The sequence below is a fragment of the Chromobacterium haemolyticum genome (assembly GCF_002081825.1).
Taxonomy (GTDB): domain Bacteria; phylum Pseudomonadota; class Gammaproteobacteria; order Burkholderiales; family Chromobacteriaceae; genus Chromobacterium; species Chromobacterium fluminis.
The window spans coordinates 193,051-207,875 of the sequence record NZ_MUKU01000001.1; the positions used below are offsets into that span (position 1 = coordinate 193,051).

The following is a 14,825-nucleotide window of genomic DNA, read 5'->3' on the forward strand; positions in this document are numbered from 1 at the left end:
TGTATGAGGCTTAAAGGCAAGCCATTTGTCGTCTTTGATATCGAAACTAATGGCCTGTTAGTTACTGTAAACAAGTTTCACTGCGGAGTTGTCTACGACTCCATTGCGGACAAGTACATCCGGTTTCGTCCGGGTGAACTGCAAAGCTTAGTCAGCTATATCAAAGAGCGCCAGCAGATGGGCTTTGTGGCGGTAGCGCATAATGGCATTAAGTATGATGTGCCCGCCATAAACAAAATTCTGGGCAGCGAAGCTCTTCAAGAAATGTTCAATCCTCTCTTTGTTGATACCTTGGTTCTTTCCCGTCTTATCTTTTCCCATTTGAAGACGATGGGAGCGGAGATATCTAACTGGAAGAGGGGGAAAATACCAGGGAAACTTTACGGCTCACATAGCCTTAAGGCCTGGGGCTATCGCTTAGGAGAGCTTAAAGGCGACTATGGCGAGCAAGAAGAGGCATGGAGTTTCTTTAATGAAGACATGCTTGACTACTGCGAGCAGGACGTAAGAGTTACCAAGAAGCTTTACCTGCTGTTGGTTTCTAAAGACTACTCTGATGCGGCTATTACGCTTGAGCACAAAGCAGCGTGGCTCTTGGCGAAGATGGAGCGCAACGGCTTCCCCTTTGACACAGCGGGGGGGCTGAGGCTTGCAGACACACTGCAAGAACGCTTCAACGAGCTTGAGAAAATCCTAAAGGCCGCAGCGCCACGCATCCCAGATAAGGTTTTTGTCCCTAAGCGTGATAACGCCAAGATGGGATACAAGGCCGGCGTGGGCATCCAGCGCTACAAAGACTTTAACCCTGGCAGCCGGCAGCAGATTATGTGGCTGCTTGAAAATCTTTTCGAGTACATGCCTGACAACCATGAACTCTATCGGGAGAAGGGTGAACTGGATGAGGATGGGCGGCCTGTCACCAAAACGACCCTCAAGCTTGACGATGCCACTTTTAAGTTCATTGCCACAGACCAGGAAGCCCCCGCTGAGCTTCGACAATTTGCGGAGATTCTAAGCGAATACTTCATGTTGTCGAAGCGCCTGGGCCAGCTTGCTGATGGTAAGGCCGCATGGCTGAAGGTAGTGACGCCTGAAGGGTTCATTCACGGGGCTGTCAATCCTAACGGCGCTGTAACGGGGCGTGCTACGCATTCCGCGCCAAACATGGGGCAGGTGCCTGCGGGCCGGGCGGCGTATGGCCCTGAATGCCGTTCGCTGTTTGGGCCGAATGAGCGTTTTAGAGGATGGGTGCAGGTTGGCACGGACGCTTCCGGTCTAGAGCTTCGCTGTCTTGCGCACTTCATGCATGAGTTCGACCAGGGCGAATACGCATATGAAGTCGTTAATGGAGATATCCATACCAAGAACCAGCGCGCCGCAGGGCTTCCAAGCCGTGACAACGCGAAGACATTTATCTATGCGTATTTGTACGGCGCTGGTGATGAAAAGATTGGCAAGATTGTTCGTAAGGGGGCGTCTGAAGGTAAGGCGTTGAAGGCTGCCTTTCTGGAGCAAACCCCCGCGCTTGGTGATCTTAAAGATTCAATTGCCGAACAGCTGGGCGCGCACTTCGATGTCAAGAAGCGCAAAGTAGTTTTAACGCGCAATTACCTCGTAGGCCTTGATGGCCGTCATGTTCATGTTCGCAGCAATCACGCGGCTTTAAATACCCTTTTGCAATCTGCGGGCGCGCTTGTGTGCAAGTACTGGATTGTGCGCACTGATGAATTGTTGCGAGAGCGCGGCTATTTGCATGGCTGGGAGGGCGACTATGCCTATATGGCGTGGGTGCATGATGAAATGCAGATTGCCTGTAGAAAAGAGATTGCTGAAGAAGTCATTCAGATAGCTCAACTGGCAATGCGGGAAACAGAAGCTTATTTTAATTTTAAAGTCCAGCTGGACGCCGATGGAAAGATTGGCGCGAACTGGAAAGATTGTCACTGAGGAGGTTTAAATATATGCAGCTTACCTATATCAAATTTCTTGCCCGGCTCTGCCGCTTGTTCTTGAAGTTGGAGAATGCGATGTACTCTAAGACACTGTCTGTAGAGAACGCCTATCACAAGAAGGAGATGGAAAAGATTGATGCAGCTAAAGAGCAAATTAAAGAGTTGGAAAAATACATTCAAGATCATCCGGCTCATGTGGCAAAGAAGCTGATGGAGGCGCGAGTATGAATCACTATCTGCAAGTTCTGCTTTTTATCCGCATGTGTCCGCAAAAGTTTCAGTCTGATTATTCCCGTGCCAATGCCCGGCATGTCGCAGAAGCGGCCAGCCGAGGCCACATTACTTGCACGGTAAACGGCATTAATTCTGGCGAATGGATGGTGACGGATAGCGGCGTCAATTTCATGTCCATGAACGGCCTTCAAGTTCGGAGCGCAAGCTATGCCTGAAAAGCGGCTTCGGCTGATCTATGACCTAGACGCCATCGCCTTTAAAGCGTGCTCTGCCGCTGAAAAGGATGTTGACTGGGGTGACGGGTTTTGGAGTGTTTATGCGCAAGAGGTCGACATTATTGCTTGTTACGAACACATCATCCAGCAGCACAAGGAGGCGGTACGAAAGCATTACAGCTTGAAGGAGTTTAAGGCCGCTGAGATTGTGTTCGTGCTCTCTGTTGGCGACAACTGGCGCATCAAGTACGAACCCACTTACAAAGCATCGCGCCGTAGAGCCGTAAAGATCAATCGTAAGCCGGTAGGTTATTACTGGCTGCTCAATTATGTGCAACAGCTTTCGGATGTCCGATGGCGGGATGGATATGAAGGTGATGACGTGGCGGGTATCTTGGCAACATCGGAGACTGATAAATACGAAAATGTAATTGTCGCTCTTGATAAAGACTTCAAAACCATCCCCTGCAAGTTTATTCGGCTGACGGATGGGCATCTTTATGACTTGGACCGCACGGAGGCTTTTAGAAATCTAATGCTGCAAACGCTTTCCGGCGATGTGACTGACGGCTATCCAGGTTGTGAGGGTGTTGGTGCCGTGAAAGCGGGACGTATCCTAAAAGACCTTAAGTACATCAATGAAATGGAGTTTGCGACAGAGCGCGAATTTTCTTGTGTTGAGTTCAAAAAGCTATTTCCAGATTTGACGCTAAAGCAATTCTGTAAAGAGGGGTTCGAGGAAGAAACAAAGGCGGCAATGATAGCAGGTGAGGATGCCTACTTGCGCCAGTATTATCTTGCTCGGATTTTGAAGAGCGGAGATCGACTACCAGAGGAGGTGAGTGTATGAAACTCTTGACGGCACCACAGTTGGAACGCTTCAACAAACAGTTTGATGCGCGAACTTATATTTCTGATCAAACGGTTTCCTTGGATTTTATTCGTGGGGTTCAGCATGTTGTCGATATGGTCAATGCACTCTCCAGAGACGAAGAAGAGGAGGACTAATGTGTATCTTTAAAGCGCCATCCATTAGCGCGCCGGCAGCGCCTGAAATTAAGCCACCTGAAATTAAACCGATGGAGGAGTTGGCAGTTCCCAAAATGGGGGCCGATGATGTTGACAACGCCCGGAAGTCGGCAGGCAAGGAATCACTGAAGATTAATAAAGAGCCGCCAAAAGAAACCAAGGGGACGACGGGAATCAATAAGGCTGGATTTGGCGGCACAACGAAAGGGGGTAAGTAATGGGATGGCTTGGAAAAGTTTTAGGGTTGGATAAGAAGATTGATATTCCCCCTCCGCCCCCGCCGCCCGCCCCCGCCGCGAATAACTATGATGATTCGGCAAAATCAAAAGAGTTGGCGGATATGGAGGAAAGCGAGGCAGTCATTCGACGGCGTGGTAAAGGAAATCTGCGGATTGCGAAGAAGAATGTGACGGGGCGCTCTGGAGCCGCTGGCGGAGCAGGGGCTTCGACTTCTACGGGGACTAACCTGTAGTGGCAGCAAAGGCATCTAAATTCAAACCAAAGATTGGAGCCGCCAAACTCTACGATGAACTGAAAAGTAAACGACAGCCCTACCTCAAACGCGCCCAAGAGAACGCGAAGTACACCATTCCTCTGGTGATGAAGACTGAAGGCCAAGACGGTAACGCCAGCTTTGAAGATACTCAGCAAAGCCTGGGAGCGCTTGGTGTCAACTCCCTCGCGGCAAAGCTGACTTCGGCGCTTCTTCCCCCTGGCGTCCCGTTCTTTTCCCTTCAGCCTGACCATCCTACGATGCTGGCGCTTGCTGGTGAGCCGGATAAGAAAGCTCAAGTTGATGGCGAACTGGCCCGAATGGAGCAAACCGCTAATACCTGGGTGGAGACATCGCAGATTCGCACCACAGTAGTAGAGGCCATGCGCCATCTTGTCGTATGTGGCAATGCGCTTCTATTCCTTCCACCAGAGTCCTCCGGCGCAAAGCTCTACAAGCTGGATTGCTATGTTGTACAGCGGGATGCAATCGGCAACGTCCTGCACGTCATTACGGTGGACTCTATTGCCGCAATGGCGCTACCGCCTGAACTGCTTGGAGGCGTGAAGAATATTGACCCGGACAATCCTCAAGAAGAGGTCTCGGTCTACACGCATATCCAGCGCCAGGGCGAAGAGTGGTACTCGTATCAAGAGATTGATGAACAGATGGTCAAGGGGACCGAGAACACCTACCCACTGACCAAATCGCCGTGGATACCGCTTCGCATGACCAAAGAAGACGGCGAGGGCTATGGACGCTCTTACGTCGATGACTACCGCGCAGACCTTGTAACTGTCTCCAAGCTCTCCAAGGCGGTGAACGATCTTGCAGCGGCAGCGGCGCGGGTGCTGTACGGAGTGGAGCCGTCCTACCAGGGCAGCGTTAAACGTCTTACCCAGATTAAAAACGGGGGCTTCACGCTTGCCCGAAAAGGCGAAATCTACAGCATCCAATTGGACAAGTACGCGGACATGCAGGCGGCTCAGGTCCAATTGGACCGTGTAGAGGGCCGCGTAGCTAAAGCCTTCCTGTTGACTAGCTCCATTCAGCGCCAGGCAGAGCGGGTGACTGCGGAAGAGATACGGGCGATGGCCGCAGAACTGGAAGAACTGCTAGGCGGGCTGTACTCGCTACTGACACAGGAATTTCAACTTCCTCTAGCTCGCAGGGTGCTGGCCGTTTTGGAGTCGCTGGGGAAAGTGCCAGCACTTCCTGAAGGCATTGTAGAGCCGACCGTGACGACAGGTGTAGAGGCGCTTGGGCGCGGCCAGAAGCTTATCAAGTATCAGACCTTCCTAGGCATCATTTCCAGCCTTCCTGGCGCTCTTGAGGCAGTGAAGACCAATGCACTAATGACCGCCATCGGCAATGCCTGTGATGTTGATACGTCTGAATTCGTCATGACCGAAGAAGAGATTGCACAGCGAGAGCAGGAACGACAGCAAGCGGCCTTGATGCAGCAGGCTGTACCGGGCCTTGCATCTGGTGTTGGCGGTGCGATGCGCGAGGGTGTCTCTAACGGCCAGCTGGAAATGGGGAGTATCGACGATGTTCAAGCGGCTGCGGGCTAAGCGATTAACAACTTACAAGGAGCAAAACACATATGAGTGAAGCAGTACAAACCTACGATTTTGAGGCGGGCGCAGTTGAGGCCGCGGATGCTGTTCATCTGGAACAGAAGCAGCAAGAAGCCCCTGAAGAGCATCAGCAGGCCGTGAGCCTTGAAGGCGTGGAGATTACGCACAACGGCGAGAAGGTAGAAGTTGAAGACAAGGAAGAAGCAGTTGAGGCCAGCACTGAGGCCAGCAGCACCGATGAAGCCAATAGTGCGTTTTCGGCTGCGGTGGATACTTCAAACGAGTTGAAAGAAAGCTTTGAGGCCGAGGGTGATAAGTTGGCTGAAGTTGGGCTTTCGCTTGAAGGGATTCAAGAAGAGTTCCAGGCGAACAAGGGGAAGATGACTCCTGAAACCCTCGCAAAAATCAAAGAGGCCGGTTACTCGGAGAAGCTGATTAAAGGTTATCTGGCGGGTATGACCGCAGCAGCCAATGAAATCCACCGCCAGTTTATGGGGGCATTGGGGGGAGAAGGCCGATTCCAATCCATGACCGCCTGGGCAAGCGAAAACGCCGATGCGGACCTTGTGGATGCCTTTAATGCGGCGGTAGAGCGCGACGATCTGAAGGCTGCTGCCAGTATTGGAAAAGTGCTGATGGCTGCCCAAGACGCTTCCACGGCCAAGCGCTACGGAACTAAGAACCCGCATCTTCTTGGAGGTGATGCAGGGGCGAATGTTGGCTTGAAAGGCTTTAAATCTGAAGCCGACATGATTAGTGCTTTGAACGATAAGCGCTATGGCAATGATGCAGGCTTCACTCGGGCCGTACAAGAAAAGATCATGGCCATGTAGGCTGCCGAATCAATTACACACACCACAAACTCAATTACACACACTAGAGAAGGCACGTCTGAGGTCTTTCTCTAGGCTCTCTGCTGTCTATTCAAGATTTAACTTTAACATTTTCTCTTCAATAGTCTTTAAGGCGATTGAAGAGCCTGAAGTTTATTTAACCAACTTGGAAATAAATCCATGACCAACTTCAAACAAATCCCATTCCTCAAATTCTATAAGGAGAACTTTAACTATGGCGTCCTTCAACGTAACTACTCCGGGTAACGATTCTAACGATAAGTCTTCTACCGACATTACGATGTTCTTGAAAATCTTCGCTGGCGAAACGCTGGCGGCTTATGCGCGGACTTCTAAGACCGCCGGTAAGCATCTGGAGATTTCTGTTAAGAAGGCAAAATCCGCGCAGTTCCCTGTAATGGGCCGTGGTAAAGCAAAATTCTTGAAGCCGGGTGACGAACTGAACGGCCAAGAGTTCAAGCAGACTGAAAAAGTCATTCAGATTGACGGTTTGCTGACGGCAGACTGCTTTGTATCTGACCTGTATGAAGCGATGTCTCAAGACGCGTTTCGGGCCATGTACGCCGCCCAGCTGGGTGAGTCCCTAGCCATCGCCAAGGACCAGCACGTACTGGCTGAAGCCGCAAAGATGGTTGTGGCTGGCGTAGAGAATCTAGAAGGCCTTGGCAAGCCGGTACTGGCCGATGTGGGCGTTATGCCTGACTTCACCCTGGAAGGCCATGATGCGATTCTGAAGTGGGGTTCTATGTTTGTCCTGCAAATGCAGGCTGTTGCGGCGCGCTTCGATAAGAACTATGTGCCCAAAGCTGAGCGCTACGCCTTCATTATTCCCGAGGTTAAAGCCGTGCTGCTGCGCTATTTGTCCGCAGCTGGCCTTGATACCAATGGTGCCGCCTTCGTGTCGCAGTGGGGTGATATCACTATTGCCGGCATCCCGCTGATTGATGTGCCACACCTGGGAGATTCGGGTGTTGATTTCTCCAACTCCCTGAACTCGGTGGGCCACAAATTCCCTGAAAAGTACGCCGGCAAAACTTACGCCGTTGTCTTCCACAAGGGCGCGGTGGGCACCCTTAACTTGATGTCCATGGGCTTCGAAACTCAACGCTATTCCACCCGTCAAGCGGAACACTTGGTGGCGAAAATGTCTACCGGTCACGGTGGCCTCCGCCCTGAAGCTTCCGCGATGTTGGTAGGCATTGGCGAAATTCCTGAAGTGCCGAAGTCCCGCGCATCTAAGTAATCCGATTAACCACAACTAACAGAAGCCCTTATAGCCCATCCTAACCGTGGATACGTCTATAAGGGCTTTTTTAGTTGTTACATGAGGAGAGAGTATTGTTAGAAAACTTCAATGATGACCCACTGGCCCTTGATGCGGTTAACTTGGTTCTAAGTGAATGCGCAATTGATGGCGTGTCTTCTCTTGAAGACCAAAACAATCTTGATGTTGTCAATGCGGTGAACTGTTTGTCCACTGCACTTCGCTCGGTGTTGTCTAAGGGCTTTAGCTTTAATACCTTTAGCACGACTTACCAACCGGACATGGATGGCTATATCAAATGGCCGTCAAGCGTATACAGCGTTAAAGCGGTGGATGGAACCCGGCTACTGAATCAAGCGGGCTATGTGGTCAAGCCCGATGAAGGGTTTACCCCAATTTTTACTGCCCCATTAGAAGTGACTTTGATTGCGGAGCTTCCGCCAAGTTCTTTGCCCGCACCTGTCTGGGATTACATCGTCTTCAGGGCCGCAGAATTGATGAATGACCGCTGGATTACTTCGGATGTGGTTGGGGTGAACATCAATAAGCACCTTACCGAATCATGGGTATCCTTTCGTCAATGGTGGATTGACGATGAAGACGCCAGCGTGTTTGATGGCAGTGCCGTCCAGAATTTGATGGGCCGGACATGAGTCTAGTTTCCCAAAGCATCAAGAATATGGTGGCGGGAGTCTCCCAGCAGCCTCAAATTCTTAAGATGCCCGATCAAGCAGATGAGCAAATTAATGGCTTCTCTTCGGAGGCTGCTGGGCTTATCAAACGCCCGCCAACGCAACATCTCGCAAAGCTGGAATTGACTGACTCTGAGGTTAATAACGGGTTTGTCCATTTTATCAATCGAGATGAATCAGAAAAGTACATTGCCGTCATTACTCCCTTGACTGACAACCCCCTACCACCGCCGTCTAAGGCTCCATCTGGTGGGATTACCCGCAGCACAAAAGAGGCGCTCTTCTTGACTCCGGGTTCTTCACAGCTGCCAATCCCGCCCAATACGGTGCAGGTAGAGATTTACGCCCTGGGAGGCGGTGGGGCTGGGGGAGGCTGGAAACCTGAAGTTCCGAATAGTCCGGGTCTGCCCTCAAGCGTCAAAGCTGGTCCAAGCTCAATCGCAGTTGCCGGTGGCGGGGCGGTGGGAGAGCGACACAATGCGCCAGGCGCGGGCGGTGCGCCAAACGGCAATCCAGGCCAATGGGCCGCAAAGTACGCTGGAGGTATTGGTGGCAGGCCTCCGGATAATATCTTTGGGGCGGACTACGGTGTTGGGGGCCAGGGACACCGCGATGTGGGGAGCCAGCCTTCGGGCGGGGGTGGTGGTTCGGGGGGCTACGTTAGGGCGGTTGTGGGCGCGGATGTTCTCGCTGGCCAGACGATGCTTGATATCACTGTTGGCGCTGGTGGCAAGGTCAACAACTGGGAGGCCTACGGCGGTCCCCCTGGGCAGCCCGGCAATGGTGGCGCAGTCAAAGTTATTTTCTACATAGACGAAGACAACGGAGGAGAGCCGGAAAAGCCTCTGATGGATTCTTCTATTCGGGTATTCGATCTGAAAGGACAAGAGTACGCGGTAAGGATGTCTGAGTCCGGCTTAGCGTATCTGGCGGGAGCTTCTGGCGGTCTTAGCGGCGCAATCCGCGCGGTGACGGTGGCCGATTACACTTTCATAATGAACCGGCTCAAGGTCACTCAGATGACGAGTAAGAAAAGTGGCGCTGAGCCGAATGAAGCGCTTATCCATGTGAAGCAGGGCCAATACGGCAAGACATATTCCATTTTGATCAATGGCGAACAAAAGGCGGCTTTCACAACTCCAGATGGCTCCAATGCCGGGCACAGTCCGCAGATTGATACTTCATTCATCACCACGAAGCTATGTGAGCAGCTGACGGAAAACGGAGTCAACTTCAACAACGGCAAGAACTGGATACGCATCTATCTGGCCGGTGAAGATGATGCGGTGACGACGGCGGACGGTTTTGGCGATCAAGCAATGTTCAGCTTCACGCATAAGGTTCAGAAAGTTGGTGACCTGCCAAAGAGCGCTCCTGATGGTTATGTGGTGGCGGTGGTGGGGGATAATTCGACAACGTCTGATAACTATTGGCTGAAGTACTCCTTGAAGTCGAAGACATGGGAGGAAACGGTAGGCTTTGATCTTGAAGTTGAAATCGACGGCTCAACGATGCCGCATGCTTTAATCAGGCAGGCGGACGGCACGTTTACCTTTGATGCGCTTGAATGGGATGAGCGCAAGATAGGCGATGACAATTCAAACCCCATCCCAAGTTTTATCGGCTACACCTTGCATGACATCTTTTTCTTTAGGAACAGGTTAGGGGTCATAGCTGATGAAAATGTAGTGATGACGGCGGCAGGCAAGTTCTTTAAGTTTTGGACAAACTCAGCGGCCACAGTGGTAGATACTGATCCAATCGACGTTGCTGTTTCTAATAATGCGGTGAGCCTTCTTCAGCATGCAGTTCCCTTCAATGAAGAGCTTTTGCTGTTCTCTGATGGTACGCAGTTTGTGATGAAGGCGGAGGGCGTGTTGAGCCCTAAAAGCATTCGAGTCGATAAAGCGACTGATTTTCTTAATACCCCAAATGTGCGGCCAATAACGGTAGGGCGAAATGCCTATTTTGTGATGGAGAAGACTGGGTCATGTGATGTGATTGAGTTCTTCGCCGGGCAAGATGCAATCATTGATGGTATTCCCGTTACGTCTCATGTCCCATCTTATATTCCTCAAGATATCCGAGTTCTTAAAGGCGCATCGGCTGATAATTTAATTGTTCTGAATTCACGTAAAGCCCCTGGCTCGCTTTTCGTCTACAAGTTCTTATTCAGTGATCAAGGGCGGGTGCAGTCCTCTTGGTCCCGCTGGGATTTTGGTGGTGGGAAATGGATTGTGAGTTATGAATTTATTGGGCCGTATCTCTACTTGGTGGTGGGGAATAGAAGCGGCTATTACCTTGAGCGGATGCAGACGAACCCGGATGTATTCGAGTATCCGGCCCAGCCATGGAAAATTCACTTAGACCGACTCGCTGAATACACACTGTCGTCTGAGGAGGTTGCTTTTGATGAGCACACTTTGGAGACGGTCTTTAATATAAAGAAAGTGTACGGCTCTATCCCCGCCGCAGGGGATTACTTTGTGGTTGATGAGCTTGGGGATGCTAAGGAGGTTCAATGGGATGTAGAGGGCAGTGTTCGCATTTATGGAGATTTCAGAGAGCAGCGTATCTGGATAGGGGAGGTCTACCCGTTTCGTTATACCTTTTCTAGATTTTTGATTAAGCATCAGAATGAAAATGGATGGGTGACAGAAACAGAAGGACGTCTACAGCTGCGGCGCGGTCATGTGAACTTCAATAACTCAGGGCCATTTACTGTACTTGTGGAATGCATTCAAAACAGTTGCGCCAGGGAGTCTACATATACCGGGCGGCAGCTTGGTTCCATGACGTCAAAAGTGGGGAGGATTCCAGTGGGAACGGGGCGGTTTAATTTTCCAATTGGCCGCGAGGCTACAGATGCAAGGGTGATGGTTTTAAGTACAAATCCCTATCCTTGTGCTTTCATCGGCGCAGGCTGGGAAGGGGTTCACTCACGGAGGACTTCGCAAATTTAAAAGAAAGGAGACAGTGTGTTTTCTATTCGTACAACAACGGACGCGCAGTTGCAGCAGTTGGCGAGTCGTTTAAAGCCCTTGGATGCAGCCGAATGCCGCGCTTGGGGGGAAACACCCGCAGGCTTTCTTAAGCGGGCATTCAGGGAGTCAACACTCTTTGTCGTGGAGCATCACCTTTACGGGGTTGTCGCGATTAGCGGCTACATCCGACAGCCGGACACAGATTACGCAACTGTATGGCTGTTGAATACAGAAAGCGTGGACAAGTGCAAGCTTGAATATCTCCGCAATTCTGAATGGATGTGGCGGGAAGGCTTCAAGCGGGCTGAATGCGCAGTGGCCGGTAATTTGGTATGGAGCGAACAAAAAGAACATCTTGAATGGCTTGAACGCTGTGGGGCGGTCATCGACACGGACAATGTTGTGGCTGTTAACAGCCAGAGTTTCTACCGCTTCACAATGACTAAGGAGGATATCAAATGGCGCAGCAGACCCAAGGGGCATTAGGAGGCGCAGCACAGGGGGCAATGAGCGGCGCTGCGATGGGGTCTATTGTCCCTGGAGTAGGTACAGCGTTTGGTGCAGTTGTCGGGGGCATTATGGGCGGTCTTAGCGGAATTATGGGTAGTAACGCAGAGGCGAAGGCGCGAGAGGCTCATAACAAGCAAGTCGAAGCAAACATCAAGAACAACATCATTGAGGCGAACTATGCGACTGCTGAAGCGGTGAGGCAGCAAACCATGTTGCAGGACTCAGCGATTGATGAACTGATGAACCAGAGAATTCAACAGATGGAAGCCAGCGGCTCAGTTCAGGCCGCAGCGGGCGAGACGGGGGTATCTGGGAATTCTGTCAGCACAGTCGCCCGCGCCATTGATGCTCAGTATGGCCGTACCGCTGCTTCTATCATGACTAATGTAGAAAATGAGTTTATGGCACTAGAAACGCAGAAAGAAGCGATTGTCCGGCAAGCGAATGCAAAGAGTAAATCCATTGCGGCTACAGGCATGCCTGCGGGCACTAGCGGCTTTGCGGATATGTTGAATATTCTGGGAGGCGTAGCCAAGGGGGCCGCTGAAGGATACGGAATCTATAACACTTACAGTAAATTCGCTTCAGCAGCTAAATAAGAAAGGGAGGAGGAGTGGCAAACAAAGAAATGATCACAATGAAGGGTCCGTATCAAATTGCCTCTCAGTTTGCGCCGAGACCCAGAGAAATAAAGCAAATAGCGTATTCTGTGCCAAAAGTCCAAGGCATTGATCCCGCACTAATGGCAGCAAAGGCGGCAAACGGTGCGAATCGCTCAAAAGAGCTTCTGGATGCTTTGATGAATAACGGCAAGCAGGTGGCCGGAGCGATGCAGTCTTTTGAAAAGACCGCGCAGGACGAAGTTACACGCTTGATTGAACAGCAGAAAATGTCACCTGAAGAGTTTGGGCGCTTTGGTGATGCGAGTAGGTTGCCGTTTCAGTGGAATCCAATAGCGATGAAGCTCTATAACCGTGATGTTGGCACACAGCTACTCGGTCAACACTTTAATGCGGCTCAGGCAGAAGTTTCAAATCGTCCTGGTATATTTGAGAAGACTGAAGAAGAGTATGGGCAGCTGCTAAAGGAGGAGACAATCAAACGGGCGGTGGCTGCTGGTTTGGATGCGGGGAATGAGACCCAACTGAAGGCATTTTCTGCGGGATTCACGTCTCTCGCCGTCAAAGGAAACGCGCAGTTCATCCAACAGAAATCGCAAATGTTGAGAGAGGATGCCTATAAGAAGGGGGTGGCAAACGCAGTTCCAAGACTTGCTGCGCTGCCAGCTGATGACACTTTGGGCATCTTTTCCACCTTCCAAGCTTTGGGAGACGAAGCCAAGTCTATTGGTGGACTGCATTATGACCAGTGGGCTGAAAATGTATTTAAGCGTCTTTCGGATGAAGGGCGCCTTGAGCATCTGGCCGCATTGAAGGATGTGACGCTCTCGGATGGTAAAACAAAGCTGGTAGACATGTTGCCGGGTGGATGGACAAATCTTGAACACGCAGCCTCTTCTAACGCGGCAAGGCTGGGCGATGGGGAAATTACAAGCTACAAGATCGAGCTAAATGATTTTATTCGAGACATCAAAGACCCATCCAAGGACTTTAGCACGGTGGGCGCGGCACAGAAGTTTACAGACCTGATGAGTAGGGTGCCTGCCTCTATGCGCTCTCAGGTGGCACAGTTCGACGCGCACTATAAGGATGCGATGGCGTATAGGGCGAAGAAGCAGGCAGCACTACAGTTTGAGAGTAATAAGCTTCAGATGGCTCAGAACTTCACCACACAGCTAACTAAGGGGCTGATAGACAACCCGCTTGAGCCGCATGTTTTTGAAGACCGTGAACTGGGCATCCGAGATATTAACGGCAATGCTCCGATGTTTACGGCCGAGGCCCAACGCAAGGCGGCAGGGCGCTATCTTGAGCAGGCGGCCCACAGTTTGGTCAGTCAGGTAGCAGGCTCCACGCCCGAAACTGTGGGAGGGCTTATCGACCAGATGTCGAACCTTCTTCGCGTTGCAGACGTGAATGGCCTCAAGGGAGCCTCTGGCAGCATCATTGCCCCTGCGGTCAAGGCATATCACAGCGCCTTACAGCGGCCCGATGTCTTGCAGCACTACTCGGTTAACCGCCAGCTGCCAGACGGATTGAAGAAAAGCTATATGTTCCTTTCCACGACCATCCGTCGAAATCCGGGGGTGATTAGCGATGAGGACAAGGAGCGAATCGGGCCAGCGATGGCGATGGAGGATGTTCTAGGCCTGGAGCCTGTGGAGGCCATGGCTATGCAGATGGAGGCGCTGAGCGTTAATGCTAGGCCTGATCCAAAAGATAAGAAGAACAATGTGGACGCGATCATTGATGACGCAGCCCTAGGCCTGTCTGCTGGTCAGGTGCAAGCGGCGCGTACCGCCGTCGAAGCGCGCCTACAGGCCGGCGTAGCGCCCAAGCAGATCAAGGAGGAACTGAAGGCAGGCAAAGGCCGCTTTGTAGACTTAAGCGGGGCGGGCGTGGCCGGCAGGGTGAAAAGTGATGTGTTCGCCAAGCAACAGGGATACCAAGACTTCGAGCAGAACATGCAAACCATTTTGACTGCTTCAATCCAGCGAAAACTTGGCGAAGGATTCAAGCAAGGAAGTCCCACTTCAATTTCTGTGAGCGGAGACAGGTTTATGGTCCGCCACGGCGCAAAGCCTGCAATCTTCATCCCCTTTTATAAGGTGCAACAGGACTTGGATACGATGGAAGAGCAGCGTCGAGACAGGCAGCTAAAAGATGCAAGAGAAAGCGATGAAAGATCGAAGGGTACGCTCGGCAAAGCAGTTTCCGATTTCTTGGATGAAAAGAACGCGGAGGATAGAGAACGGCTGAAGTCCATGAAGGCCAAGAAGAAGGTTGTGGCAAATGATGTGATTACGCCGGCCCTTGTTAAAGGCTACGAAGCTTTGGAGAGTGCATCCCGAAAAGGCGTCCGCCCATCGGGTATCCCTCTAACTGATTAACGAAAAGG

Annotated in this window: 14 protein-coding genes; all 14 read left to right on the forward strand. The window is 51.4% G+C overall.

The features are described 5' to 3' along the window. Window positions 1–3 precede the first annotated feature (3 nt). Window positions 4–1,947 carry a DNA polymerase gene (locus tag B0T39_RS00960; RefSeq protein WP_081544392.1) on the forward strand — a complete coding sequence of 648 codons (1,944 nt, stop codon included), beginning with the start codon at window positions 4–6 and terminating at the stop codon, window positions 1,945–1,947. A 14-nt stretch (window positions 1,948–1,961) separates the two neighbouring features. Beyond that, entirely contained in the window at window positions 1,962–2,180 is a 219-nt protein-coding gene (locus tag B0T39_RS00965) for a hypothetical protein (RefSeq protein ID WP_081544393.1), read from the forward strand. Further along, window positions 2,177–2,401: a hypothetical protein gene (locus tag B0T39_RS00970; protein ID WP_081544394.1), complete on the forward strand. Its 225-nt coding sequence runs from the start codon at window positions 2,177–2,179 to the stop codon at window positions 2,399–2,401. Before B0T39_RS00965 ends, B0T39_RS00970 begins: the two co-directional genes overlap by 4 nt. Beyond that, window positions 2,394–3,251 (forward strand): hypothetical protein, encoded by an 858-nt coding sequence (locus B0T39_RS00975; protein WP_081544395.1) that lies wholly within the window; start codon window positions 2,394–2,396, stop codon window positions 3,249–3,251. The genes B0T39_RS00970 and B0T39_RS00975 overlap by 8 nt, the downstream gene beginning before the upstream one ends. Continuing rightward, window positions 3,248–3,409, forward strand: a complete 162-nt coding sequence (locus B0T39_RS25465) for a hypothetical protein (RefSeq protein WP_176219454.1) — start codon at window positions 3,248–3,250, stop codon at window positions 3,407–3,409. Before B0T39_RS00975 ends, B0T39_RS25465 begins: the two co-directional genes overlap by 4 nt. Continuing rightward, window positions 3,409–3,648, forward strand: coding sequence for a hypothetical protein (locus B0T39_RS24710; RefSeq protein ID WP_141111029.1), 240 nt, complete (start codon window positions 3,409–3,411; stop codon window positions 3,646–3,648). The genes B0T39_RS25465 and B0T39_RS24710 overlap by 1 nt, the downstream gene beginning before the upstream one ends. Before the next feature lie 253 nt (window positions 3,649–3,901). Beyond that, window positions 3,902–5,497 carry a portal protein gene (locus B0T39_RS00980; RefSeq protein ID WP_081544396.1) on the forward strand — a complete coding sequence of 532 codons (1,596 nt, stop codon included), beginning with the start codon at window positions 3,902–3,904 and terminating at the stop codon, window positions 5,495–5,497. A gap of 32 nt (window positions 5,498–5,529) precedes the next feature. After that, entirely contained in the window at window positions 5,530–6,336 is an 807-nt protein-coding gene (locus tag B0T39_RS00985) for a capsid assembly protein (RefSeq protein ID WP_081544397.1), read from the forward strand. Window positions 6,337–6,571: 235 nt separating this feature from the next. Then, on the forward strand, window positions 6,572–7,600 hold the full coding sequence (locus B0T39_RS00990; RefSeq protein ID WP_081544398.1) for a hypothetical protein: 1,029 nt from the start codon (window positions 6,572–6,574) through the stop codon (window positions 7,598–7,600). 95 nt (window positions 7,601–7,695) lie between these two features. Continuing rightward, window positions 7,696–8,274 (forward strand): hypothetical protein, encoded by a 579-nt coding sequence (locus B0T39_RS00995; RefSeq protein WP_176219455.1) that lies wholly within the window; start codon window positions 7,696–7,698, stop codon window positions 8,272–8,274. Further along, a complete protein-coding gene (locus B0T39_RS01005) occupies window positions 8,271–11,276 on the forward strand; it encodes a hypothetical protein (protein WP_141111030.1) in 3,006 nt (1,001 codons plus the stop codon). Before B0T39_RS00995 ends, B0T39_RS01005 begins: the two co-directional genes overlap by 4 nt. 15 nt (window positions 11,277–11,291) lie before the next feature. After that, complete coding sequence (locus B0T39_RS01010) at window positions 11,292–11,783, forward strand: hypothetical protein (protein ID WP_081544402.1); 492 nt, start codon at window positions 11,292–11,294, stop codon at window positions 11,781–11,783. Continuing rightward, the gene (locus tag B0T39_RS01015) at window positions 11,756–12,406 is read left to right on the forward strand and encodes a virion core protein, T7 gp14 family (protein WP_081544403.1); all 651 of its coding nucleotides are present in this window, start codon (window positions 11,756–11,758) and stop codon (window positions 12,404–12,406) included. The genes B0T39_RS01010 and B0T39_RS01015 overlap by 28 nt, the downstream gene beginning before the upstream one ends. 14 nt (window positions 12,407–12,420) lie before the next feature. Then, window positions 12,421–14,817: a hypothetical protein gene (locus B0T39_RS01020; RefSeq protein WP_141111031.1), complete on the forward strand. Its 2,397-nt coding sequence runs from the start codon at window positions 12,421–12,423 to the stop codon at window positions 14,815–14,817. Window positions 14,818–14,825 lie beyond the last annotated feature (8 nt).

Coding starts and splice junctions, on each gene's coding strand:
- B0T39_RS00960 (WP_081544392.1), top strand. CDS start 4: ATGAGGCTTAAAGGCAAGCCATTTGTCGTCTTTGATATCGAAACTAAT.
- B0T39_RS00965 (WP_081544393.1), top strand. CDS start 1,962: ATGCAGCTTACCTATATCAAATTTCTTGCCCGGCTCTGCCGCTTGTTC.
- B0T39_RS00970 (WP_081544394.1), top strand. CDS start 2,177: ATGAATCACTATCTGCAAGTTCTGCTTTTTATCCGCATGTGTCCGCAA.
- B0T39_RS00975 (WP_081544395.1), top strand. CDS start 2,394: ATGCCTGAAAAGCGGCTTCGGCTGATCTATGACCTAGACGCCATCGCC.
- B0T39_RS25465 (WP_176219454.1), top strand. CDS start 3,248: ATGAAACTCTTGACGGCACCACAGTTGGAACGCTTCAACAAACAGTTT.
- B0T39_RS24710 (WP_141111029.1), top strand. CDS start 3,409: ATGTGTATCTTTAAAGCGCCATCCATTAGCGCGCCGGCAGCGCCTGAA.
- B0T39_RS00985 (WP_081544397.1), top strand. CDS start 5,530: ATGAGTGAAGCAGTACAAACCTACGATTTTGAGGCGGGCGCAGTTGAG.
- B0T39_RS00990 (WP_081544398.1), top strand. CDS start 6,572: ATGGCGTCCTTCAACGTAACTACTCCGGGTAACGATTCTAACGATAAG.
- B0T39_RS01005 (WP_141111030.1), top strand. CDS start 8,271: ATGAGTCTAGTTTCCCAAAGCATCAAGAATATGGTGGCGGGAGTCTCC.
- B0T39_RS01015 (WP_081544403.1), top strand. CDS start 11,756: ATGGCGCAGCAGACCCAAGGGGCATTAGGAGGCGCAGCACAGGGGGCA.